Raw genomic sequence first — 21,762 nt, forward strand, 5'->3', positions numbered from 1 at the left:
AGCATGTCGCCACAGCGCATCGACATCAAGACGGACATCTGCATCGGCGCCGGACAGTGCGCCCTGACCGCCCCGGACGTGTTCACCCAGGACGACGACGGCTTCAGCCAGGTGCTCCCGGGCCGAGAGGACGGCAACGGCAGCCCGCTGCTCCGCGAGGCCGCCCGCGCCTGCCCGGTCGCCGCGATCAGCATCCGGGAGGAGTGAGCGCGGTACCGGGGTGACGCGGTACGGAGCGACTGGTCCGCGGGAGCCCGTACGGCTCAGAACGGCCCGTACGGCTCAGAACAGGGCGACGGCCCGCCGTTCCAGCTCCAGCGAGCGGTCCACGAGTTCGGCGCACTCGTCGAACAGGGCCCGCCGCGCGGCGGCGTCGGAGTCCGGATCGGCCGTACGGGCCGCGGCCGCCAGCCGCGACCAGTGCGCGGCGGACTCCCGCAGGAGCGCGGCCGCCTCGGGCCGCCCGGCGAGGTCGAGGAAGTCGGCGTACAACGGCCGGGTGGCACCGGGGGCGGTCCACTCCTCCTCCAGGCAGGCGTACAGCCGCCCGGTGCCCGCCCGGAACGCCTCCGGGGTGCCGAACCGCCGCTCCCAGCCCGCCTTGGTGGTCCGGTCGCGCAGCTGCGCGGCCAGCTTCTCCATGCCGGAGAAGCCGAAGTTGACGTCGAAGTGGTTGCCGAGCACCGGCCCGGTGAGGCGGGTGGCGGTCGCGGCGACGGCCCCCTCGACGTCCGGCTCGCCCTCGGCCGGTCCGGTGGGCACGACGAGCTGGTGGCGACCCTTGCGGTGCGCGGTCCAGGCCGCGCCGAACTCCTCGCGGTCGATCCGGTAGGGGGTCTCGGCCCCGTCCTCGATCAGCAGGTCGTCGCCGTCGTATCCGGCGATGACGACGGTGTACGGGTCGGCGCCGGTCATCTCCGCGTCCGCGTCGGCCTCGTGCCAGGGCAGCGAGGACCGGTCGACGACGCAGAAGGCGGGCTGGCCGCCGTCGAGCGCGGCGCGTACCCGGCCCCAGCGGGGTTTGGTGGCGCGCGTGGCGTCGTAGGGGATGCGCAGGCGCCGCAGCGCGACCTGCACCCAGGGCTCGGGATGAGCCTGCGCGACGATCGTCGCGATGGGCGCCCGGCCGGCGTACTCGAACACGAAGTACATGAAGCCGATCCCGCCGGCCAGGCCCGCGATCAGCTCCTCGTCGTGGGCGCTGCCCAGGGCGTGGCGGATCAGGGAGGCCTCGCGATGGCGTCCGGTTCCGAAGTCTTCGTACACGAGCACAGTCATGCGGTCAGCCTAGCCGCGCACCGACCATGGACCCGACGACGACTTCCTGTACAGTTGTCCAGGAAATCCGATCAAGTGGAGGTTGCCGTGCACACGGTCGCTCAGGTCCTCATAGGCGGCGTCGCCGCCCTGCACGTGTACTTCCTGGTTCTGGAGATGTTCCTGTGGCAGCGGCCGCCCGGCCGGGCCCTGTCGGGCTTCGACGAGGACCTCGCCCGCCGCACCGCGCCGCTCGCCGCCAACCAGGGCCTCTACAACGGCTTCCTGGCCGCCGGCCTGGTCTGGTCGCTGGTCATCGACTCGCTCGCCACCCAGGTCTTCTTCCTCGTCTGCGTGATCGTCGCCGGGCTGTACGGGGGCGCGACCGCCAATCGCCGCATCCTCGTCGCCCAGGCCCTGCCCGGCGCGCTCGCCCTGGGCGCGGCGCTGCTGGCCGCGTGAGCCCCGGGGACCCGCGCACCGCGCGCACCAAGGCCCGGCTGCGCGAGAGCCTCCTCGCCGAGTGCGCGGACCGGCCGCTCGGGGAGGTCAGCGTCTCGGCGGTGGTCCGCCGGGCCGGGGTCGGCCGCGCCACGTTCTACCTGCACTACGAGGACCTCCCGGCGCTGGCCGTCGACGCCTGCGCCGATGTGGTGCACGCGGCGGTCGACGCCCTGCACGCCTGGCAGACGGATCCCCGGGCCCAGGCCCCGGCCCGCCCCCCGGCCGCACTGGCCGGCTTCCTCTCCGACGCCGCCGCGCACGCACCCCTGTACCGCACCCTGCTCCTGCCGGGCGGCGGCGGACCGCTCGGCGAGCGGCTCCACCGGGAGCTGCGCGCCCGGGCCCGCGCCGAGCGCGCGGCGGCCGGCGCCCCGCACGCCGACCTGGTGGCCTCGGCCGTGGCCGCCACCTTCACCGGGATCCTCGCCGACTGGCTGCACGACAGCATTCCGGGCTCCCCGGCCGAGCTGGCGGACCACCTCTGGCCGCTGCTGCTGGCCCTGCACCGCGCGGGCTCCCGGCCTCCCACCGCGTGAGGGCGCCCGTGACGGCCATGAGCCCCGCCGGACCGACCGGCGGGGCTCATGTCACGGACCGGGCCCGTGAAGTGGCGTCACAGCGGCTTCACCGAAGAGTGACCACGTTCTCCGCCTGCGGACCCTTGGGGCCCTGGGTGACGTCGAACTCGACCGCCGCGCCTTCCGCCAGCTCCTTGAAGCCGGTGGTCTGGATGGCGGAGAAGTGCACGAACACGTCGGGCCCGCCGTCGTCCTGCTGGATGAAGCCGAACCCCTTCTCCGAGTTGAACCACTTCACGATGCCTGTTGCCATCAGTACTGATCCTTCTCAACGTTCCACGCGGGCCGCACGTGCGGTGCAGCCGGGACCATCCTGCCCTCACGCCCCACCCACCACACGTCAGGCGCGGCCGATCGGGGGGTGTTCGAACTACTGACCGGCCAGCTCGGCGGGCCGCGTCCGCGCAGCCGCCGCGGCGGCGCGGCGCGGTCCGCCGGCCCGGCAGCCCAGGCAGTTCGCGTGCCCGGTCCGCGCGGAGGTGTCCCGGGTGCGCCAGTCCCACTCGGCGCGGGGGCGGGGGCCGCTGGGCTTGCCCCAGCCGGCCAGGTGCAGGACCCAGGTGGCCACTCCGGCCACCGCGACGAGGCCGAGGCCGAGCCAGATCCCGGGAGCCCAGGCCGCGCACACGGCGGCCCCGGCCCCGGTACAGCCCAGCAGGGCCAGCACGGTGCCGGTCCAGCCGGCGACGGTGTGGCCCAGGTCGACGTCTCCGTGCGCGCTCATGATTCTCCCCAGACGGACGGGCGGCAGTAGGCTCGGAGGACGAGATGCCTTAGTGAACAAGATAAGCATCTCACGAGCTAAGTTACTTAGACACTAAGGAGTATCTGCGTGCAGGGCAAGTCCCGCCCCTCGGCCACGGCCCAGGAGGCGCTGTCGCGCATGGACCGGTACGTCGCGCTGGGCATCATCGGCCAGCAGGAAGTCGCGCAGCTGCTGGGGCTGAACGTCACCGACCTGACCTGCCTGGGCCACATCCTGGGAGCCGGGGACACCCCGCTGGGCGCCGGCGACCTCGCGGAGCTCACGAACCTGACCACCGGCGCCGTCACCGGGGTGCTCAACCGCCTGGAGCGGGCCGGATACGCCCGCCGGCAGCCGGATCCCGCGGACCGGCGCCGGGTGCGCGTGGTGGCCGACCCGGCGGCCGCCGCCCGCGTCTTCGCCGTGTACGAGCCCTTCTACGCCCGGCTCGGCGCGGTGTTCGCGCAGTACTCCCCCGAGGAGACCGCCGTCATCGCCGACTGGTTCGCGCGGGCGACCGTCGAGATGACCGCCCACCTCGCCGAGGTGCGCAGCGGGCGGCTCGGCCCCGCGACCCCGTAGTGCCCCGCGGCCCCGTGGCAACCGTGGCTCCCCGGCGCCCGCGGCCCCTGGGCGCCTCGGCCCCGATGGTAAAATTCGTCTTTTCACGTCTCACGGAAGGTTCTGCATGAAGAACCCGTCGGTTCACGGGCGCTTCGGCATCAAGGCCGGAGTCAAGGCAGGCCCCAAGGGCGGTGCGAAGTCGGGCGGCAAGACCCCTCGGACCGCCCCCCTGAAGGGCGAGTTCGCGATGCCGAAGACGGTCGAGCCGGCGCTGGCGCCGGTGGAGGCCTTCTCCGAGCTCGACCTGCCCCGTGAGCTGGTGAAGACGATGACCGACCTGGGGGTGACGCAGCCGTTCCCCATCCAGGCGGCCACGCTCCCCAACTCCCTGGCCGGCCGGGACATCCTCGGCCGCGGCCGGACCGGCTCCGGCAAGACCCTGGCCTTCGGCCTGGCCCTGCTGGCGCGCACCGCGGGCCGCACGGCCGATCCGAAGCGTCCGCTGGCCCTGGTCCTCGTACCGACGCGCGAGCTCGCGCAGCAGGTGACCGAGGCGCTCACGCCGTACGCGCAGGCCGTGGGCCTGCGGATGGCCACGGTGGTCGGCGGGCTGTCGATCGGCAAGCAGGTCGGCGCGCTGCGCACCGGCGCCGAGGTCGTCGTGGCCACCCCCGGGCGCCTGAGCGACCTGGTCGGGCGGCGCGACGTCCACCTGGAGCGGGTGAGGATCACCGTCCTCGACGAGGCCGACCAGATGTGCGACATGGGCTTCATGCCGCAGGTCACCGAGATCCTGGACCAGGTGCACCACGCCGGGCAGCGGATGCTGTTCTCGGCCACCCTGGACCGCAATGTGGATCAGCTCGTACGGAGCTACCTGAAGGACCCGGTCTCCCACTCGGTGGACCCGTCGGCGGCCTCGGTGAGCACGATGGACCACCACGTGCTGCACATCCACTCCGCCGACAAGTACTCGGCCGCCACCGAGATCGCGGCGCGCGAGGGCCGGGTGCTGATGTTCCTGGACACCAAGCACGGCGTGGACCAGTTCGTGAAGCACCTGCGGGCCATGGGCGTACGGGCGGAAGGGCTGCACAGCGGCAAGTCGCAGCCGCAGCGCACGCGCACCCTCGCGCAGTTCAAGACGGGGGCCGTCACGGTCCTCGTCGCGACGAACGTCGCCGCCCGCGGCATCCACATCGACGACCTGGACCTCGTCGTGAACGTGGACCCGCCCGCCGACCACAAGGACTACCTGCACCGGGGCGGCCGTACCGCCCGCGCGGGCGAGTCCGGCAAGGTCGTCACCCTGGTCACCCCGAACCAGCGCCGGGACATGGTCCGGCTGATGGCCGATGCCAAGATCCGGCCGACCATCACCCAGGTCCGCTCCGGCGAGGCCGCGCTGAGCCGGATCACCGGGGCCAAGGCCCCGTCCGGGGTGCCGCTGGCGGGCGCCGAGCCGACCGATGCCAAGGGCCGGCCCTCGGGCTCGGACCTCGGCTTCCGCGGGATCGGCACGCGTCCGGGCCGGCCCGGCGCGGGCAAGGAGTCCCGCAAGACCTCGGAGGCCCGCAAGCTCGCCGAGGCACGGCGCGCGGCCCGGGTCCGCAAGGGCGGCTGAGCCACCGCACGGCGCCACCTCCACACGTACGGTGCCGGCCCCCGACGCGGGGACCGGCACCGTACGCGTGTCCGAGGGCGGGCCGCGTCGCGGGTCAGCGGCGGCGGCGCCGCCAGGCCACGATCGCGCGGGTGACCACCGGCGGGAGCAGGTCCTTGGCCAGCCGGCGCCAGGCCGTGCCCGCCCGCGGGCGGGGTCCGGGCTGGTGCGCCTGCTGCGGCACGGGCGCCGCGACGGGCTCGGGAGCCGGACGCAGCGGCTTCGGCGGCGCCGGCGGGACGGCCCCTTCGTCACCGATGCGGACCAGGGACTGGCCCGCGACGAGGTCGACGCCGTGCCACAGGTCCTCGCGGCCCTCGAGCCAGGTGAGCAGCTCCGCCTGGTACGGCGCCGCGTCGTCCCAGGTCGCGTACAGCTTCGAGGCCGAGACGCAGATGAGGTGCAGCTCGCCGGTGGCCACCGCGGCCCAGACCGCGGCGGCGACGCCGGGGCAGTGCTCGGAGCGGTAGTCGTCGAAGACGACGACGGCTCCCGGGGCCGCCACGACGCGCGAGGAGGCTATGTCCTGGACGACGTGCTCGTAGAGGTGCGAGGCGTCGATGTGGACGAACCTGCAGCTCGCCGGGCGCACCCGGTCGGCGACGACGAAGGTCGGCGCCTGGATGATCGTGGGGAGCTTCTCGCGGAAGGCCAGGTAGTTGGTCTCGAAACCGCGGCGGGTGAGCGTGGGGTACGAGTCCTGCATCTCGGCGAGGTTGGAGTCGTCCGGTGCGGGCGAGTCGAAGAGGTCGCAGACCGTGAACTCCTCGCCCTCCCCCAGGTACCCCCCGAGGAAGATCGCGCTCTTCCCCATGAACGCGCCGAGCTCGAGAAGATCCCCCGGCTTCTCCTCCGCGCCGCCGCGGCGGGTCAGGAACCAGTCGAAGAGCACCTGGTCATAGCCCGAGAACCAGCCGTTGACCTGGTCGTACGCGGTGGGTTCGGGCGGGGCCGGCTCGCCGTCGGGGGTGGTGACGGGAGCTTGGGAAACGTGCGACACGGAGAGCAGCCTCCAGTGGAACGGCATCGGAATCAACGCTGATACCCGGCCAGGTAGGCAGACCTTAAACCCCCGAACGTCCGTGTGACGAGATTTTTGTACACAGCGGATGGAACCGCTGCCGCCGATTTCCCGTCTTGCTCCCGATTGACCCTTTCTTCCCGGCGGGCTTCCCCCGGTGGTTCCCGCCGCGCCCGCGGCCGGCCTCAGCCCGCGAGGTTCCGGCGGCGCAGGCGCGCGGCGGCGGCGCTGCGCACGCGGTGGGTCCGGGCCGTGGCGGCGAGCAGGTCCAGGGCCTCGTACGAGCCCAGCGACTGGGCGGCGGTGCGCTGGCACCAGTCGGAGGCGGCGGTGAGCTCGGCCGCGGACCACGGGCCGCCGTCGCTGATGGCCTTGAGCAGGGTCCACTCGCGCAGGCGGCGGGCCGGGAAGGCGCGGTCGCCGATCGCCGTGCCCACGGCGAGGGCCCAGCCGGGGAAGCGCGGGTCGGCCAGCAGTTGGGCGGCGCGGCGGTCGAGGTGGGTGACCACCGCACTCTCGGCCATCACCGGGTCGCGATCACGCAGTACGGCGGCCACGGCTTCCGCCTCGCCGGCCTCGTCCGCCCCGAGGGCCGCGGCGGCCAGGGTTTCGAGGTGGCGGGCGTAGCGCCAGTGCTCGACCGCGGTGGCCGTGGCCTCGGCCCGTATGTGGTTCTCGCTTCTCCCCATACACCCATTCCACACGACCCCGGTGAACCCCCGACGTCCAGGGGTGCCTCAGGCCGCGGGCGCCAGCAGCAGGGCCTCCGAGCCGACCGGGCGGAATCCGGCGGCCTGGAAGGCCCGGATGCTGCGGGCGTTGCCCGCGGCCTGCTGGGACCAGACCGGTCCGCCGTCGGGGACGAGGTGGCGGGCGGCGCGGGCCAGATCGCGGCCCAGGCCCCGGTGGCGGACCCCCTCGTCCACCTCGATGGCCGTCTCCCAGCGGCCCGCGACGCCGCGGCCGAGCACGAGCACTCCCCCGTCGGCCGCCCAGACCCGGACGTCGTCGCGGCGGCGCAGGGCCCGGCGCACCCGCGGGTGGTCGGGGTCGTCGACCTCGCGCAGCTCCAGCGGTGGATCGCCGGGCAGCGGGCCGGCGACGGTGAGCAGGTCGACGGTGTCGGTGGTCCGGCGGGTGCGGTCCAGCAGGGCGGCGAGGAACCGGGGGTGCATGGTGGCGGCCAGGGCGTCGCATTCGAGGGCGGCGAGGGCGGAGCGCACCCACTGCGGGTCCTCGTCGGTGAACACGACGGAGTGCGCGGTGAAGGCGACGACACCCGCGTCGCGGGGACTCGGCTGGGGCACCACCGTCGTCCCGCCGTCGGCCGGCGGGAACTCCCCGGCGGCCGCCGCGGCCAGGATCTCCGCGAGCGTGTCGCGCGTACCTCCCATGCCCGTCAGACCTGTTCGAAGGAGAAGGACTTGATGAAGCAGTCCCGGGGCTGGCCGACCGCGAAGAAGATGCAGTCCACCAGCGACTGGGCGGTCAGCGGGTCCTTCGCCGTGCGCGGGGCGCCCTCCCATTCCGGGGACAGCGGGTCGTGGTTGTCGAAATCCGGCGGGTAGAGGGAGATGACGCGGACGCCCTGTTCGCGCAGCCTGCGGGACAGGATCTCGGTGAAACCGGCCTGGGCGGATTTGGCGGCGTAGAAGGCGTCGTGCGCGTCGGAGCGGTGGTGGCCGCTTTCGCCGCAGGTGGAGACCATCGTCACGATGTCGGGCTTGTCGGAGTTCAGGAGCAGCGGGAGGAAGGCCTTGGTGACGAGGACGGTGCCGGTGGCCCCGGAGGCGAGGGTCTCGACGACGTCCTCGTCGGAGGCGGAGAGCAGGTCCGGACCGTGCTGGTAGCGGGAGCCGTTGTTGAGGAGCACGTCGACGCGGTCGGTGCGGGCGGCCACCGCGGCGGCGAACTCCCGCACGGAGGCGGGGTCCGCGAGGTCGCAGGCGTACGCGTGGACGCGATCGGCCCCGTGGCCCTGCGCCAGGATCTCGTCGCGGACGCGTTCGGCGGCCTCGGCGGTCCGCGCGGAGAGGTGGACCTCCGCGCCCCGTGCGGCGAACCGGAGGGCGAGGGTCCGCCCGAAGTCCCGCCCGCCGGCGGTGATGACGACACGGTGATGTTCAAACCCCATGGCCACGCTCCGGATCCGCTGTTCGATACACGCACATGATCGCAGCCGCTCCGTACGCCCGTTCGACCGGGGCGGCGTGCCCGAGCCGGCGCAGGGCCCGGCTCGGCGTGATCAGCGGGCCGACCCCTCCTCCGCCAGCTCGGTGAGGGGGGTGCGGGGTGGCGCAGGGAGGGAGAGGCGACCGCGGGCCTCGTGGACCGCCGCGAGTTCGGCGTGGCCGGCCGGGCCCCAGTCGGCGAGCTCGCGGACCTGCTCCGGGGTGGCCAGCAGGCGCGCGTACGCCGGGTCCGCGGCCGGGGGCGGGCAGGGAAGGCGGGCCACCGTCCGGGGATGGGCCGCGCCGTCGGCTTCGCGGTAGCCGAGCGGGGCGGAGCCCGCCGTCGGGGACGGGAGCCGTGCCGCGCCGGTGGCGCGGGAGACCAGCAGCAGTACCCGGCCGTCGGGGGCGAACAGCCAGGCCGAGGACTCCCGTACGGGCAGCGCCGCCGGCGCCGGGCCGGGGTGCCAGGCGCCGTGGAGCCGGGCGCGGGGGGCGCGCAGGACCCCGAGCCGGTCCAGCGCGGTCGGCAGGGTGGGGCGGCCGTCCTCCAGCAGGGCCGGGCCGCCGCCGTTGATGCGGGCGCACAGCGCCGACAGGGCGCGGCGGGCGTCGCCCGGGTCCATCAGGGCGGGCAGGTCGGCCGGTTCGGCGAAGTGGATGCCGGTGATCTCCTGGGCCGGGAGGCGGATCGCGTCGATCCGCTCCGGGGTCCAGGTGCCGCCGTCGTACACGTGCAGGATCTCCCCCGGGAAGCCCATCTCGGGCGGGATGCCGGGGGTGTCGGCCGGGATCCAGTCCACCGCGAGCCCGCGCGGATAGCTGCCGTCGACCCCGAGCTCCTCGCGCACCTCGCGGGCCGCGGCGGCGGCCGGGGCCTCGCCCGCGTCCACGGCGCCGCCGGGCAGCAGCCGGTCGGGGCGGTAGTCGACGCTCTGGACGAGGACCCGGCCGTCGGCGTCGGTGACCAGGACCACGGCTCCGGTCCAGAGCGCGGCCCGCGAAGCCCCGTACTCCTGCGGGGTCATCCACGTGCCCGCCCGGCCGCCCTCGTCTTCGGTCAAGGCCTCGTCGGTCAGCTGCGGCATCGGCACTCCGTTCACCGTGGATGGACCATCGGCCTGTGAAACAGCCCTGACGGCCCGGGGGTTACGCCGCTGCACCACTCCGGTCACTGACCGCCGCTTTGCCGTCGCTATACCTCCTTATTACCTTGTTACCTCCTCGTTGGTACGTTCGTCCCGCGGACCGGCGGCATGAAAACCGTCGGTCCGACCACGTCACCGGACCCGCCCCGGACCCCGCGGCACCACCGAGGAGAGGCAGAAGGATGCGACGCGCCTCCCGTACGGACTCGGGTGCGGGCACGGCCAACAGGGCCGCCCCCGACCGACGGTGGAGCATCGAGCCCGCCGTCGCACGCTCCGGTGCCGACCCGGTCACGCGCGGATGACGGGGGCGGGGGCAGGGGCGGGGGGCGCGCAGGCGGGGACCGCGACGGGTCAGGGGGCGGACAGCGGCAGTTGCGGCGGCAGCGGCAGCGGGCGGCTCGCCGCCGTCGACGCCGTCCGCGGGTTGGCCGTCCTCGGCATGTTCGCCGTGCACGTCGGTCCGGGCCCGCGGCCCGAGGGCGCCGGGTACCTGATCGTCGCGGCCGACGGGCGGGCGCCCGCGCTGTTCACCCTCCTCGCCGGCTTCTCGCTCGCCCTCGCCCAGCGCGGCCGCACCCCCGCGGACCAGCCGGGCGGCTGGGCGCACCGCTACCGTCCCCTGCTGATCCGCTGCGCGGTCCTGGCCGCGCTGGGCCTGCTGCTGGCGGCCCTCTGGCCGGGGATCCTGGTCATCCTGGCCTTCTTCGCCGTCTACTTCCTCGCCGCGGAGCCCTTCACCCGGCTGTCCACCCCGGTGCTGACCGCCGTGGCCGGGGTCGGTGTGGTGGCCGGTCCCCTGCTGTCGTTCCTGCTCGGCCCGGTCTTCGGGTACGAGGCCTCCGGGCGCGGCGCGGTCCCCGAACTCACCGCCCTCACCGGGTGGGACGGGCTCGGCCGGGTCCTGTGCGAGCTGCTGCTGACGGGCGCGTACCCGCTGGCCACGTACTTCCCGTACGTCCTGGCCGGGCTGGCCCTCGGCCGGCTCTGCGATCTGCGCGAAGGCCGGGCGGCCCGGCGGATGGCGGTGTGGGGCGCGGCCGCCGCGGCCGCGGGCCACGGGACCGCCTGGGTGGCCACCCATCCGCTCGGCGGCCGCGAGCGGCTGCTCGAGGTGATCGCGGCCCGCCATCCGGAGGCGCTGGGGGCGGCCGATCCCGTACGGGAGGTGCTGAGCGGGCAGTTCGGCGCCGTGCCGAGCACCTCGTGGGACTGGCTGCTGGTGGCGGATCCGTACAGCCAGACGCCGCTGGAGACGATCGGCAACGCGGGGGTGGGCTGCGCGCTCATCGGGCTCTTCGTGCTCGCCGCGCGCCGCCGGGCCGCGGCGCGGCTGCTGCGGCCGCTGACCGCGCTCGGCGCGATGGCGCTCAGCGCGTACGTCCTGCACGCGCTGGTCCTGGCCGGACCGGCCCACGGGGCCGCGTCCTGGGGAGCGCTGGCCGGCTTCGCGGGCGTGGCCCTGACGGCCGCCTGGGCCTGGCAACACCTCTGGCGGGACAGCCCGCTGCGCCGGGGGCCCCTGGAGCACCTGCTCCGGCTGGCCACGCACCCCGGCCGCTGAGACCCCGGCGCACCTGCGGGCCCCGCCGTGCCGTCACCCGTGTGTGTGACGGTGCGTAGGTTCCGGCGGCCTTCGTACGGCAGGGTGGGCGGATGCAGTTGCGCCGGGTGACCCTGCCCCTGCCCTTGATCCTCGCCGCGGTGGCACTGACCGCCGGGTGCGTGACCGTACGACCCGACCGGCCCGCGGAGGCGGCCCGTACGGCTCCGGCCGCGGACCGCACGGCGGACCGGTCGGCGGGCGGGGAAGCGGTGGCCGACGCCCTGCCGTTGGGGCGGTTGCCGGCGTCGCACACCCCGCAGGCCCCGCCGCCGCCCGCGCCGGAGCCTCCCGCACCGGCCGCGGCGCAGGCCGATGCCGACCGGCCGCCGCCGCCCCGGGCCCGTGACCGCGCGCCGGTGCGGCCGGTGCGGCCCGCGCGCCCCGCCCCGGCGCCGAAGCCCCGCAAACGCCCGCCGGCCCAGCCGAAAGCCCGGCCCGCGCCGCCCCGCACGTACGACATGGCGCCCCTGTGCGAGGCGGCCAAGGGCACCGTCTCCCCGTCGATCGTCGCCCTCTGCCATTAGATGTGGATCATCTGTGTGGACGCGGCCCGGCTGCCGGATGGCGGGGGGCCGGTTCGCTTGGATGGGCGCTGCGGGTCCGACCTGAGGCCCGTACCGCCTCCACCTCCCAGGGAGTCGCCATGGCGAAGATCGCCCTGTTCGGCGCGAACGGCACCATCGGAGCCCGCGTGCTGCGCGAAGCACTCGACCGGGGCCACCAGGTCACCGCGGTCGTCCGCGACCCCGCGAAGATCGCGGACTCCGGAGCCGAGGTGCTCGACGGCGACGTCCTCGACCCGCACTCCGTCGCCGAGGCGGCCGTCGGCCAGGACGTGGTCGTCAGCGCCGTCGGTCCCGGGGCGGGCGATCCGGGCTTCCTCGTGACCGCCGCCAAGTCCCTGATCGGCGGCGTCTGCACGCTCGGACCGGACGTACCCCGCCCCCGGGTGATCGTCGTGGGAGGGGCCGGCTCGCTGCGCACCCCCGACGGACCGCTGGTCTGGGACGCGGCGGGCGTCCCGGAGCCGGTGCGCGCCCTCATGCACGCCCACGGGGAGGCGCTGGACTTCCTGCGCACGGTGCCCGTCGAGGAGGTGCGCTGGACCTGTCTGAGCCCCGCCGCGCAGATCGCGCCGGGTGCGCGGACGGGCACGTACCGGCTGGCCCTCGACGACCTGGTCGTGGACGAGGACGGCCTCAGCCGCGTATCGGCCGAGGACTACGCCGTGGCCCTGGTCGACGAGATCGAGCGCGACGCGCATTCCGGCAAGCGGTTCACCATCGGCTACTGACCGGGCGGTGCGCGCCGCACGTCCGGCGCGTCCTCCGCGTCCCGCACGTCCCGCACGTCCGGCGCGTCCCCCGCGTCCCCCGCGTACACGGCCGTGAGTTCGGCGCCGAGCCGGGCCAGCCACTGCCGCACCTCCGGCGGCTCCAGTACCTCGACCCCCGCCCCCAGCCCGGCCAGATGGCCTGCCAGCGCCTTGGCGGCCGGGCCGTCGACCCAGACCTCGGTCCAACCGTCGGGCAGCGGACCGCCGACGCGCACCCGGCCGCCGAGGAACCGTTGCAGCAGGGCCAGCGTGTCCGGGTGGACGCGGGCCCGTGCGGTCACCGCGTTCATGCCGTCCTGGAAGGCCCCGGACAGCCCCCGCCAGGCCGTGGCCAGGTCGAAGCCGGGCGGCCGGACGACGGGTTCGCCGGTCGGCTCGACGGAGGTGACCCGGCTGAGCCGGAAGGTGCGCAGGCCCTTGTCCGTACCGGCGACCAGGTAGTCCACGCCCGCCTTGGCGACGAGCCCGAGGGGGTCGACCGTACGCTCGCCGGCCGGCTTGCCGACTCCCGCGTACCCGAGGCGCACGCGGACCCCGTCCACGACGGCGCCCTGGAGCGCGGAGCGGTGGGCGGCATCGGCGGTGACGGCGTTGCGGGACCAGTCCGTGGAGTCGACGACTCCGGCGCGGGTGGCGGCCTCGGCCTCCGCGCGCAGGGTGGGCGGCAGCGCGCGGACCAGCTTGCGCAGGGTGGTCCGCAGCTCGGGGGTGGCCGTCAGGGGCCCGGTGACGAGGAAGAGCGCCCGGATCTCGTCGGCGGTCAGGCCGGTGAGGTTGGTGCGGGCCCCGCCGACGAGGGACCAGCCGCCGCCGCGGCCGCGCTGCGAGTAGACGGGGATGCCGGAGGCGGCCAGGGCCTCCAGGTCGCGGCGCGCGGTGCGCTCGGACACCTCCAGTTCGGCCGCCACCTCGGGGACGGTGACGCGGCCCCGCTCCTGGAGGAAGAGCAGGGTCGCCACCAGCCGGTCGGCTCTCATGTGCCTCTTTCCTCGTGCGTCGGCATCGGCGCCCGCGTCGGCGCCGCTCCGTTTCATTCTCTTCGGGAAACTGGCCAGGAGGTGGCCACTTTGGCTTCCAGGATGAAGACATGAACGAGAACACGCAGCTCATCGACACCACCCCCGCCGACACCGACACCGTCACCGACACCTCCGTCGCCTCCTTCGATCCGCGGCTCGACCTCGCCGCGGCCGTCGAGCTGGCGGGCCGTACGCTGGCCGCCGTCCGGCCCGGGCAGTACGACGCCCCCACCCCCTGCGAGGAGTTCGACGTACGGCGGCTGTCCAGCCACCTCGTCGCCGTCGTCCGCCGGATCTCGGTGATCGGGCGCGGCGAGGACCCGTTCAGCGTCCCGTCCTTCGCCGACGAGCTCGCCGACGGTGCCTGGGCACAGGCCTGGGAGCCGGCCGCCCGCGAGGTCGCGGAGGTGTGGGCGGACCCGGGCATCCTGGGCCGGCGGCTGCGGCTTCCGATCGGCGAGCTGCCGGGTGCGGCCGCCGCGGCCGTCTACACCCACGAACTCGTCGTGCACACCTGGGACCTGGCGACGGCGACCGGCCAGCAGCCGGAGTGGGACCCGGCCCTGATCGAGCGCGTGATCGCCGTCGTACGCCGCGCGCTCCCGGCCGAAACCCGCGGCGGGCGGATCCCGTTCGCCGAGGTGGTGACCGTGGGCCCCGACGCCCCGGCCATCGACCGGCTGGTGGCCTGGGCCGGACGCCGGCCCTGAGCGGGCCGGTTCGGGGGATATCGGGTGGATGCCCCGGCTCCGGATACCTAGAGTGACGACGTACCCCCGTCGTCGAGCTGGAGCCGGCCATGCGCACGCACTACCCCCGCACCCCCCACCTGCCCTGGTCCCCCGGGGCGGCGGCGGACGACGTGCGCGCCGCCGGGTCCGGGGGGCTGGCCGGGCACGAGGTCGTGGTCACCGAGAAGCTCGACGGGGAGAACACCACCCTGTACGCGGACGGCCTCCACGCGCGTTCGCTCGACTCCGGCCACCACCCCTCGCGCGCCTGGGTCAAGGGCCTCCAGAGCCGGATCGGCGCCGGCATACCGGCGGGGTGGCGGGTGTGCGGGGAGAACCTGTACGCCCGCCACTCGATCCCGTACGAGGACCTCGACAGCTGGTTCTACGGGTTCTCGGTGTGGGACGGCGAACACTGCCTGGACTGGGACCGGACGGTGGGCTTCCTGCATGCCCTCGGCGTGCCCACCCCGCGCGTGCTCTGGAGGGGCGTCTTCGACGAGCGCGCGCTGCGCAGGCTGCGCCTGGACACGACGCGGCAGGAGGGGTACGTCGTACGGACCGCGGCCGGGTTCACGCGGTCCGAGTTCGGACGCCGCGTCGCCAAGTGGGTGCGCGGCGGCCACGTACAGACCGACACGCACTGGATGTACGCGCAGGTGGTGCCGAACGGGCTCGGTCCGCGGGCCCCGCTGTGGGCGGTGCGCTCGGGCTCCGAGCCGGACGCGGCGCAGCTGGCGGCGGCCCTCGGCCCGGTCTGCGGACCCGACGGCGGGGGCGGGTCGTACCTGTCGGCCGGCGAAGCGGGCGCCCCTGGCGTCGAGCCGGTCGTCGCCGAGGTGGCGGGCCGGCTCGACGCGTCGGGCCGCACCGGCGAGGCCCGGCTGGCCGGGGTACTGGCCGCCGTACTGCACCGCGCGCCGCGGGGCCGGATCGCGGCGCGGTGGGCGGCGGGGCCGCTGGGGATGCCGCTCGCCCGGCGGGTGGCCGACCTGGTCGGGCTGTACCCGTACCTGCAACGGCCGTTCCCCGAGGAGGGGCGGCGGGCCGGGCTGGTCCGGATGGCCTCCGCCGCCGATCTCGGCGTGCTGCACGCCCTCGCGGGGGCCGCGGCAGCGGGCGACGCGCAGGCCCGCGAACAGGTCGAGTGGTCCGCGCTGTACGCCGAGGAGGCCGGGCTGCTCGGCCCCGATCCGCTGGGTCCGCTGCGGGCCGGGCTGCGGGAGGCCCTCGGGGACCTCGGTCCGGACGCGGCGGACCGCTGCTGGGCGGAGGCCCGCGAGGCGTTCGGGCGGGGCGGGATCTCCACCGCCGAGGAGGCCGTCGCCGCGACCTGGCGGTGGCGCGACGGGCGCTTCCCGAGGCTGGTGCAGCTGTGCGGGCCCTCGGGCAGCGGCAAGAGCACGTACGCCCGGGGTCTGCCGGGCGTGGCCGCGTACATCGGCCTCGACGATCTGCGCGCCGCACGGGGTTCCCGGGCCGACCAGGGCGCCAACGCGGAGGTGCTGCGCGAGGGCCTGGACCGGCTGGACGCCGCGCTGGCCGCTGCGACGGACTCGGGGGGCACGGTGGTGTGGGACGCCACCTCCCTCACCGAGCAGCAGCGGGGCCTGGCGGGGGCGGTCGCGCGGCGCCGGGACGCGCTGGTCACCCAGGCCGTGGTGCTGGTCGAGGAGGCGGAGCTGGTCCGGCGCAATGCCGTACGGCCCCATCCCGTGCCGGCGCAGGTGCTGACCACGCAGCTGCACCGGTTCAGCCCGCCGTATCCGGGGCACGGGGGCGGCCACCGCATCCGGTACATCGGGGCCGGCGGGACCGTGGAGGACACGGCGGGGACCATCGGGGCGGTGCGGCAGGGGGCGCAGGTACCGGTGTCTTCGGCCGCGGCCGCGGCAGTGGGCGAGGACGGCTGATGCGTACCAGCGAGGAGCTCTACCACCAGGTCCGCTGGGACCCCCGCTTCGACCCCGCACGCTTCGTGTTCGGGCTGCACCAGCGCGGGGCGCCGCCCAAGCGGGTCCCGCTGCCGTCCTTCGTCCCGGGTGGCGACATCCCCTGGCACCGGGTGCTGTTCGTGGAGGCGGACGGCGAGCTCGTATGGGACCGGGCGAGCGGTGTGGACCTCATCGACTCCACCGAGGCCGGCCGGATCCGCGAACCAAGGCTGCTGCGGGCCCCGTTTTTCACCGCCCGGACCCCGCACGCCTGGGATCCGGCGGACGGCGGCGCCTGGCGCCCGGCCGGGGCCGGCGGCGGGACCCCCGACCTCGGACCGGGGCCTCGGAGCGTACGGCTGCTGACCTGGAACACCCTGTGGGACCGGTACGACGCCCCGCTCATCGACACCGCCCGGCGCAGGCCGCTGCTGCTGGTCGACCTGGCGGCCGCCGACGCCGATGTGATCGCCCTCCAGGAGGTCGAACCGGCGCTGCTCGACATGCTGTTGGCACAGCCGTGGGTGCGCTCCGGGTACACGGTGACCACCGATCCGCGTGGCAAGGACGTGGCCGCGAGCGGGCTGCTGGTGCTGAGCCGGCTGCCCGTACGGGAGGCGGGGCTGCATGTGCTGGGTCCGCACAAGGCGGTCGCGGCGGTGACGGTGGACACCGCGGGCGGCCCGCTCGTCGTGGCCTGCGTCCATCTGACGAGCGATCACACGGAGAACGGATCCGGACGGCGAGGAGCCGAACTGGCGCGGATCGCCGAGGGATTGAGCGGCATCGAAGCGGATGCGGCGCTGCTCGGCGACTTCAACGACGGCCGCTGCGGGCCGGAGGGTCCGGCTGCGGCGCTGGGCATGCGGGACGCCTGGACCGAGGTGCACGGGGCCGAGGACGCCACGCCCACCTTCGATCCGGTGGCCAATCCGCTGGCCGCGGTGGGCTCGCTGTCGGGGCGGCCCGGCCGGCTGGACCGGGTCCTGCTGCGCTCGGCCGGGGCACGGGTACGGGAGGCCGCCCTGCGGGGCAACACCCCCGACCCGGACGGCTTGTTCATCTCCGACCACTTCGGGGTGGAGGCGGTGGTGGACTTCGGCGAGCGCGCCGACGGGCGCGCGGTGCTCGACGTACGGGCGACCGCGCGGACGGCGGTGGCCTGGCTGCCGCCGCACGATCCGGCGGTGGAGGAGCTGCGCCGGGCGCACGACCCGGCCGTACACCGCTGGCCGGCGCACGTGAACCTGCTGTTCGGCTTCGTACCGGAGTCCTCGTTCGAGGAGGCGCTGCCCCTGCTGGCCGAAGCGGCCGCGCGGACGGCGCCGTTCACGGCCCGGCCGGCCGGGGTGCACAGCTTCGGGCACCGGGAGGACGCCACGCTGTGGCTGGACCCGGCGGCGGCCGGCGACGAGCCGTGGCAGCGGCTGCGGCGAGGGCTCGCGGAGCGGTTCCCGGGGTGCCGGGGGCGCGACGGCTTCACCCCGCACCTGACGCTCGGGCGCAGCCGGGACCCGCAGCGGGCCCTCGCGGAGTTCGCCGCGCGGCTCGGCGGATCCGGGACCGGATCCGGGACCGGGATGGCGGCCCGCGTCGGGGAGCTGGCGGTGCTGTCCCGGCGCGGGGACGGCCCGATGCGGGTGCGGGCGACGGTGGAACTCGGCACGGGTGCCTGGCGATGGGTGCCGGAGCCGGAAGCCGAGCCGGCAGCGCCGCCCGTGCGGGAGACCGGTGCCGAGGCCCTCACCGCCCGGATCGCACAGGCGCTGGGCGACGGCGTGGTGCACCTCGCGGGATCCCGCCGCATGGGCTGCGCCCTGCCCGGAGCCGACCTCGATCTGGTGGCCGCGCTCCCGGGCACGGCCTCGATCGCCGAGGTGCGGGAGCGGGTCGCGGCAGCGCTCCCGGAGGCCGAGCGGCTGCGGGAGGTCGTCGGTGCGCGGGTGCCGGGGCTGCGGCTGCGCGCGGCCGGGCTGGACGTGGACCTGGTGGTCGTCGGCACGGGAGCGGTGGATCCGACCGAGGCGGTGCGGCGGCGGGCGGAGCTCGGGGAGGCGGCCGCGATCGCGCTCGGCGCGGTCGCCGACGCCGACGCGGTACGGGACTTCGTGGGCGACGGGCGGCATGCGCGGTTCGTCGCGCTGGCCCGGGAGGTCAAGGCGTGGGCCCGCGCACGGGGCCTGGACTCGGCGCCGTTCGGCGGGCTGCCGGGGCTGGCCTGGGCGGTACTGGCGGCCCGTACGGTCCGCGAGGGCGACGGCCTGTCCCCCGCGGCCCTGCTCCGGGAGTTCTTCGGGACCTGGGCCGCTTGGGACTGGCGCGACCCGATCGCCCTGACGGCGGCGCCCCACGAGCCGCAACCCGGCCCCGTCACCGTCCTGACCCCCTCCGCACCGGTCCGCACCTGCACGGCCCAGGTCGGCCCGGGTCTGCGCGACCTCCTGGTCGGGGAGCTGTACCGGGGTTGGGAGCTCCTGGAGGAGGAGTCGGGCGCCGGGGCCCCTGCCGCGTCGCCCCCGCACCGGCGCCACGCGGCCTGGGCGGTGGTGACCGTACGGGCCGACGAGCCGCGGGAGTTCGAGGAGCGACTGGGCCGGGCCCGGGGCCGGATGCGGGCCCTGCTCGCCGCCCTCGCGGAGGCCGGTGTCGGGGACGCGCACGCCTGGCCGCGCCCCTTCGCCCGCTCCCCCGTGTCAGCCCGGTACGCGATCGGGCTCGGCGCCGCCCCGCCCGACGGGGCCGGACTGACCGCGCTCGCAGGCCGCTGGTCCGCCGGCCTCCCCGGCGTCGAGGTCACCTGGGCGGAGGGCGGAGCGGTCCCCTCACTCGGGTGAGCCTCGCAGGAACCGCCCCCACCCCCGCTCTCGCCCCGGCGCCAAGTAACGAACACACGCCGCTCCCGGCCCTCCGCCAAGGGCCACTCTCCGAAGACGGCCGGGCTCCGTCCCGCCCAGCGGGCGCGGCGAGACGGAGCGGTCAGGAGCCTCAGTAGAGTCCTGCCGTCTTTTTTCGTCAACACTTTTCACAAGGATTGAAGAAACTCCGAGTTCACAGGCCCGACCGGCAATTGACACCCACTCAGTCGTTCACTTCATGAACGCTCAAACCCTTGACGACCCTCCTGGCGGGCAGTTCACTCACGCTTCGATCCCCCCCGGATCCACGACGTCAGGAGAGCCCCCCATGCCCCGCCTCTCGGACCATCCGCCGCGACTGACGGTCGCCGCCCTCGCCGCCGCGCTCGTCGCGGCCCTCCTCGTGCTCCTCCCGGGCACCACCGCCCAGGCCGCGCCCGTCCTCCTCTCCCAGGGCAGGCCCGCCACCGCCTCCAGCCAGGAGAACGCCGGCACGCCCGCCTCCGCGGCCGTCGACGGCGACAACGCCAGCCGCTGGTCCAGCCAGTTCGCCGACCCGCAGTGGATCCAGGTCGACCTGGGCGCCCCCGCCCAGCTCAGCCAGGTCGTCCTGCGCTGGGAGACCGCGTACGCCAAGTCCTTCCGGATCGAGCTGTCCGCCGACGGCACCCAGTGGAGCACCGCCTACTCCACGAGCGCGGCCGCCGGCGGGGTCACCACCCACGACATCACCGGCACCGCCCGCTACGTCCGCGTGTACGGGACCCAGCGCGCCACGCAGTGGGGCTACTCGCTCTACGAGTTCCAGGTCTTCGGCACCTCCGGCGGCGGCCCCGCCCTCCCCGGCGGCGGCGACCTCGGCCCCAACGTGATCGTCTTCGACCCGTCGACGCCGAACATCCAGGGCCGGCTCGACGAGGTGTTCCGGCAGCAGGAGTCGGCCCAGTTCGGCGCCGGGCGCTACCAGTTCCTGTTCAAGCCGGGCACGTACAACGGCCTCAACGCCCAGATCGGCTTCTACACCTCCGTCTCGGGGCTGGGCCTCAGTCCCGACGACACCACCATCAACGGGGACGTGACCGTCGACGCGGGCTGGTTCGGCGGCAACGCCACCCAGAACTTCTGGCGTTCGGCCGAGAACCTCGCCCTCAACCCCGTGAACGGCACCGACCGCTGGGCCGTGTCCCAGGCCGCCCCCTTCCGGCGGATGCACGTCAAGGGCGGACTCAACCTCGCCCCCGACGGCTTCGGCTGGGCCTCGGGCGGCTACATCGCCGACTCGAAGATCGACGGCCAGGTCGGCAACTACTCGCAGCAGCAGTGGTACACGCGCGACAGCTCGATCGGCGGCTGGGGCAACGGCGTCTGGAACCAGGTCTTCTCCGGGGTCCAGGGCGCGCCCGCCCAGTCCTTCCCGAACCCGCCGTACACCACGCTCGACACCACGCCCGTCTCCCGGGAGAAGCCCTTCCTCTACCTCGACGGGACCGAGTACAAGGTCTTCGTCCCGGCCAAGCGCGTGAACGCGCGCGGCACGTCCTGGGGCAACGGCGCACCCCAGGGCAGCTCGCTCCCGCTGAGCCGGTTCTACGTGGTCAAGCCGGGCACCACCGCCGCGACGATGAACCAGGCGCTGGCCCAGGGCCTGCACCTGCTCTTCACCCCCGGCGTCTACCACGTCGACCGGACCCTCCAGGTGAACCGCGCGGACACGGTCGTACTGGGTCTCGGCCTGGCCACGCTCGTCCCCGACAACGGGGTCACCGCGATGAAGGTCGCCGACGTGGACGGGGTACGGCTCGCCGGCTTCCTGATCGACGCGGGGCCGGTCACGTCGCCCAGCCTGCTGGAGGTCGGCCCGGCCGGCACGACCACGGACCACGGCGGCAACCCGACGACCGTGCAGGACGTGTTCATCCGGGTCGGCGGCGCGGGCCCCGGCAGGGCGGACGTCGGCATGGTGGTCAACAACCACGACACGATCGTCGACCACACCTGGATCTGGCGCGCCGACCACGGCGACGGGGTGGGCTGGGAGACCAACCGCGCCGACTACGGGTTCCGGGTGAACGGTGACGACGTGCTGGCCACCGGACTGTTCGTCGAACACTTCAACAAGTACGACGTGCAGTGGAACGGCGAGCGCGGCCGCACGGTCTTCTACCAGAACGAGAAGGCGTACGACGCCCCCGACCAGGCCGCGATCCAGAACGGCTCGACCAAGGGCTACGCCGCGTACAAGGTGGCGGACTCGGTCACCGTCCACGAGGGCTGGGGGCTGGGCAGCTACTGCTACTACAACGTGGATCCGACGATCCGTCAGGACCACGGCTTCCAGGCGCCGGTGAAGCCGGGCGTGAAGTTCCACGACCTGCTCGTCGTCTCGCTCGGCGGCAAGGGACAGTACGAGCACGTCATCAACGCCACGGGAGCTCCCACCTCGGGGACGTCGACGACCCCGTCCACGGTCGTCTCCTTCCCCTGACCCGGGAGGGGACCGCGCGGGCGCGGGGGGGGCGCGGGCCCCCCCCCCCCCCCCCCCCGGGGGGGGGGGGGGGGCCCGCCCCGCCTGTGTTTACGGCCCGGGGGGCCGGGAGGCTGAGCGCGCAAGCCACCCCGAGCGGCGACAG

At 74.9% G+C, this 21,762-nt stretch carries 21 protein-coding genes; 12 read left to right on the forward strand and 9 right to left on the reverse strand.

Features of this window, described 5'->3' with window-relative positions; genetic code table 11:
- Positions 1-3 precede the first annotated feature (3 nt).
- On the forward strand, positions 4-207 hold the full coding sequence (locus ACFYZS_RS09390; protein WP_099894249.1) for a ferredoxin: 204 nt from the start codon (positions 4-6) through the stop codon (positions 205-207).
- A gap of 75 nt (positions 208-282) precedes the next feature.
- Here the strand turns inward: ACFYZS_RS09390 and ACFYZS_RS09395 are convergent, their stop codons facing one another.
- On the reverse strand, positions 283-1,278 hold the full coding sequence (locus ACFYZS_RS09395) for a BtrH N-terminal domain-containing protein (protein ID WP_389008680.1): 996 nt from the start codon (positions 1,276-1,278) through the stop codon (positions 283-285).
- Between the two features lie 87 nt (positions 1,279-1,365).
- Here ACFYZS_RS09395 and ACFYZS_RS09400 point away from each other — a divergent pair, with 87 nt between their 5' ends.
- Entirely contained in the window at positions 1,366-1,719 is a 354-nt protein-coding gene (locus tag ACFYZS_RS09400) for a DUF1304 domain-containing protein (RefSeq protein WP_389008683.1), read from the forward strand.
- Positions 1,716-2,297, forward strand: coding sequence for a TetR/AcrR family transcriptional regulator (locus ACFYZS_RS09405; RefSeq protein WP_389008686.1), 582 nt, complete (start codon positions 1,716-1,718; stop codon positions 2,295-2,297). Before ACFYZS_RS09400 ends, ACFYZS_RS09405 begins: the two co-directional genes overlap by 4 nt.
- An 88-nt stretch (positions 2,298-2,385) precedes the next feature.
- On the opposite strand, the gene ACFYZS_RS09410 is transcribed toward ACFYZS_RS09405, so the two are convergent.
- Both ACFYZS_RS09410 and ACFYZS_RS09415 read right to left on the reverse strand, forming a co-directional pair.
- Positions 2,386-2,592, reverse strand: coding sequence for a cold-shock protein (locus ACFYZS_RS09410; RefSeq protein WP_389008689.1), 207 nt, complete (start codon positions 2,590-2,592; stop codon positions 2,386-2,388).
- A gap of 117 nt (positions 2,593-2,709) precedes the next feature.
- Positions 2,710-3,063 (reverse strand): HGxxPAAW family protein, encoded by a 354-nt coding sequence (locus ACFYZS_RS09415; protein WP_389008692.1) that lies wholly within the window; start codon positions 3,061-3,063, stop codon positions 2,710-2,712.
- A gap of 108 nt (positions 3,064-3,171) precedes the next feature.
- Here ACFYZS_RS09415 and ACFYZS_RS09420 point away from each other — a divergent pair, with 108 nt between their 5' ends.
- Positions 3,172-3,666 (forward strand): MarR family winged helix-turn-helix transcriptional regulator, encoded by a 495-nt coding sequence (locus tag ACFYZS_RS09420; RefSeq protein ID WP_389008694.1) that lies wholly within the window; start codon positions 3,172-3,174, stop codon positions 3,664-3,666.
- A 106-nt stretch (positions 3,667-3,772) separates the two neighbouring features.
- Positions 3,773-5,272, forward strand: a complete 1,500-nt coding sequence (locus tag ACFYZS_RS09425; RefSeq protein ID WP_389008697.1) for a DEAD/DEAH box helicase — start codon at positions 3,773-3,775, stop codon at positions 5,270-5,272.
- Between the two features lie 94 nt (positions 5,273-5,366).
- Here the strand turns inward: ACFYZS_RS09425 and ACFYZS_RS09430 are convergent, their stop codons facing one another.
- The 5 genes from ACFYZS_RS09430 to ACFYZS_RS09450 form a co-directional block, all read right to left on the reverse strand.
- A complete protein-coding gene (locus ACFYZS_RS09430; RefSeq protein WP_389008700.1) occupies positions 5,367-6,311 on the reverse strand; it encodes a class I SAM-dependent methyltransferase in 945 nt (314 codons plus the stop codon).
- A 206-nt stretch (positions 6,312-6,517) separates the two neighbouring features.
- Positions 6,518-7,021: a hypothetical protein gene (locus tag ACFYZS_RS09435; protein WP_389008703.1), complete on the reverse strand. Its 504-nt coding sequence runs from the start codon at positions 7,019-7,021 to the stop codon at positions 6,518-6,520.
- A gap of 48 nt (positions 7,022-7,069) precedes the next feature.
- Positions 7,070-7,726, reverse strand: coding sequence for a GNAT family N-acetyltransferase (locus ACFYZS_RS09440; protein ID WP_389008706.1), 657 nt, complete (start codon positions 7,724-7,726; stop codon positions 7,070-7,072).
- Between the two features lie 5 nt (positions 7,727-7,731).
- On the reverse strand, positions 7,732-8,466 hold the full coding sequence (locus ACFYZS_RS09445; RefSeq protein WP_389008709.1) for an SDR family oxidoreductase: 735 nt from the start codon (positions 8,464-8,466) through the stop codon (positions 7,732-7,734).
- Between the two features lie 111 nt (positions 8,467-8,577).
- A complete protein-coding gene (locus ACFYZS_RS09450) occupies positions 8,578-9,591 on the reverse strand; it encodes an NUDIX domain-containing protein (protein ID WP_389008712.1) in 1,014 nt (337 codons plus the stop codon).
- Between the two features lie 361 nt (positions 9,592-9,952).
- Here ACFYZS_RS09450 and ACFYZS_RS09455 point away from each other — a divergent pair, with 361 nt between their 5' ends.
- The 3 genes from ACFYZS_RS09455 (at position 9,953) to ACFYZS_RS09465 (ending at position 12,551) form a co-directional block, all read left to right on the forward strand.
- Positions 9,953-11,215, forward strand: coding sequence for a DUF418 domain-containing protein (locus ACFYZS_RS09455; RefSeq protein WP_389008715.1), 1,263 nt, complete (start codon positions 9,953-9,955; stop codon positions 11,213-11,215).
- 92 nt (positions 11,216-11,307) lie between these two features.
- Entirely contained in the window at positions 11,308-11,781 is a 474-nt protein-coding gene (locus ACFYZS_RS09460; RefSeq protein ID WP_389008717.1) for a hypothetical protein, read from the forward strand.
- Positions 11,782-11,900: 119 nt separating this feature from the next.
- On the forward strand, positions 11,901-12,551 hold the full coding sequence (locus ACFYZS_RS09465; RefSeq protein WP_389008720.1) for an NAD(P)-dependent oxidoreductase: 651 nt from the start codon (positions 11,901-11,903) through the stop codon (positions 12,549-12,551).
- Here ACFYZS_RS09465 and ACFYZS_RS09470 read toward each other — a convergent pair.
- Complete coding sequence (locus ACFYZS_RS09470; protein ID WP_389008722.1) at positions 12,545-13,570, reverse strand: helix-turn-helix transcriptional regulator; 1,026 nt, start codon at positions 13,568-13,570, stop codon at positions 12,545-12,547. The genes ACFYZS_RS09465 and ACFYZS_RS09470 overlap by 7 nt on opposite strands.
- A 110-nt stretch (positions 13,571-13,680) precedes the next feature.
- Between ACFYZS_RS09470 and ACFYZS_RS09475 the strand changes: the two genes are divergently transcribed.
- The 4 genes from ACFYZS_RS09475 to ACFYZS_RS09490 all read left to right on the forward strand — a co-directional run bounded on the left by ACFYZS_RS09475 (position 13,681) and on the right by ACFYZS_RS09490 (position 21,617).
- Positions 13,681-14,322: a TIGR03086 family metal-binding protein gene (locus ACFYZS_RS09475; protein ID WP_389008725.1), complete on the forward strand. Its 642-nt coding sequence runs from the start codon at positions 13,681-13,683 to the stop codon at positions 14,320-14,322.
- Between the two features lie 89 nt (positions 14,323-14,411).
- Positions 14,412-16,256 (forward strand): RNA ligase family protein, encoded by a 1,845-nt coding sequence (locus ACFYZS_RS09480; protein WP_389008728.1) that lies wholly within the window; start codon positions 14,412-14,414, stop codon positions 16,254-16,256.
- The gene (locus ACFYZS_RS09485; protein ID WP_389008731.1) at positions 16,256-19,111 is read left to right on the forward strand and encodes a poly(A) polymerase; all 2,856 of its coding nucleotides are present in this window, start codon (positions 16,256-16,258) and stop codon (positions 19,109-19,111) included. Before ACFYZS_RS09480 ends, ACFYZS_RS09485 begins: the two co-directional genes overlap by 1 nt.
- Positions 19,112-19,460: 349 nt before the next feature.
- Positions 19,461-21,617, forward strand: a complete 2,157-nt coding sequence (locus tag ACFYZS_RS09490) for a discoidin domain-containing protein (protein ID WP_389008733.1) — start codon at positions 19,461-19,463, stop codon at positions 21,615-21,617.
- The last annotated feature ends 145 nt before the right edge of the window (positions 21,618-21,762 follow it).

Origin of the sequence: Streptomyces sp. NPDC001903, assembly GCF_042891345.1 — a bacterium.
In the GTDB taxonomy this organism is placed as follows: domain Bacteria; phylum Actinomycetota; class Actinomycetes; order Streptomycetales; family Streptomycetaceae; genus Streptomyces.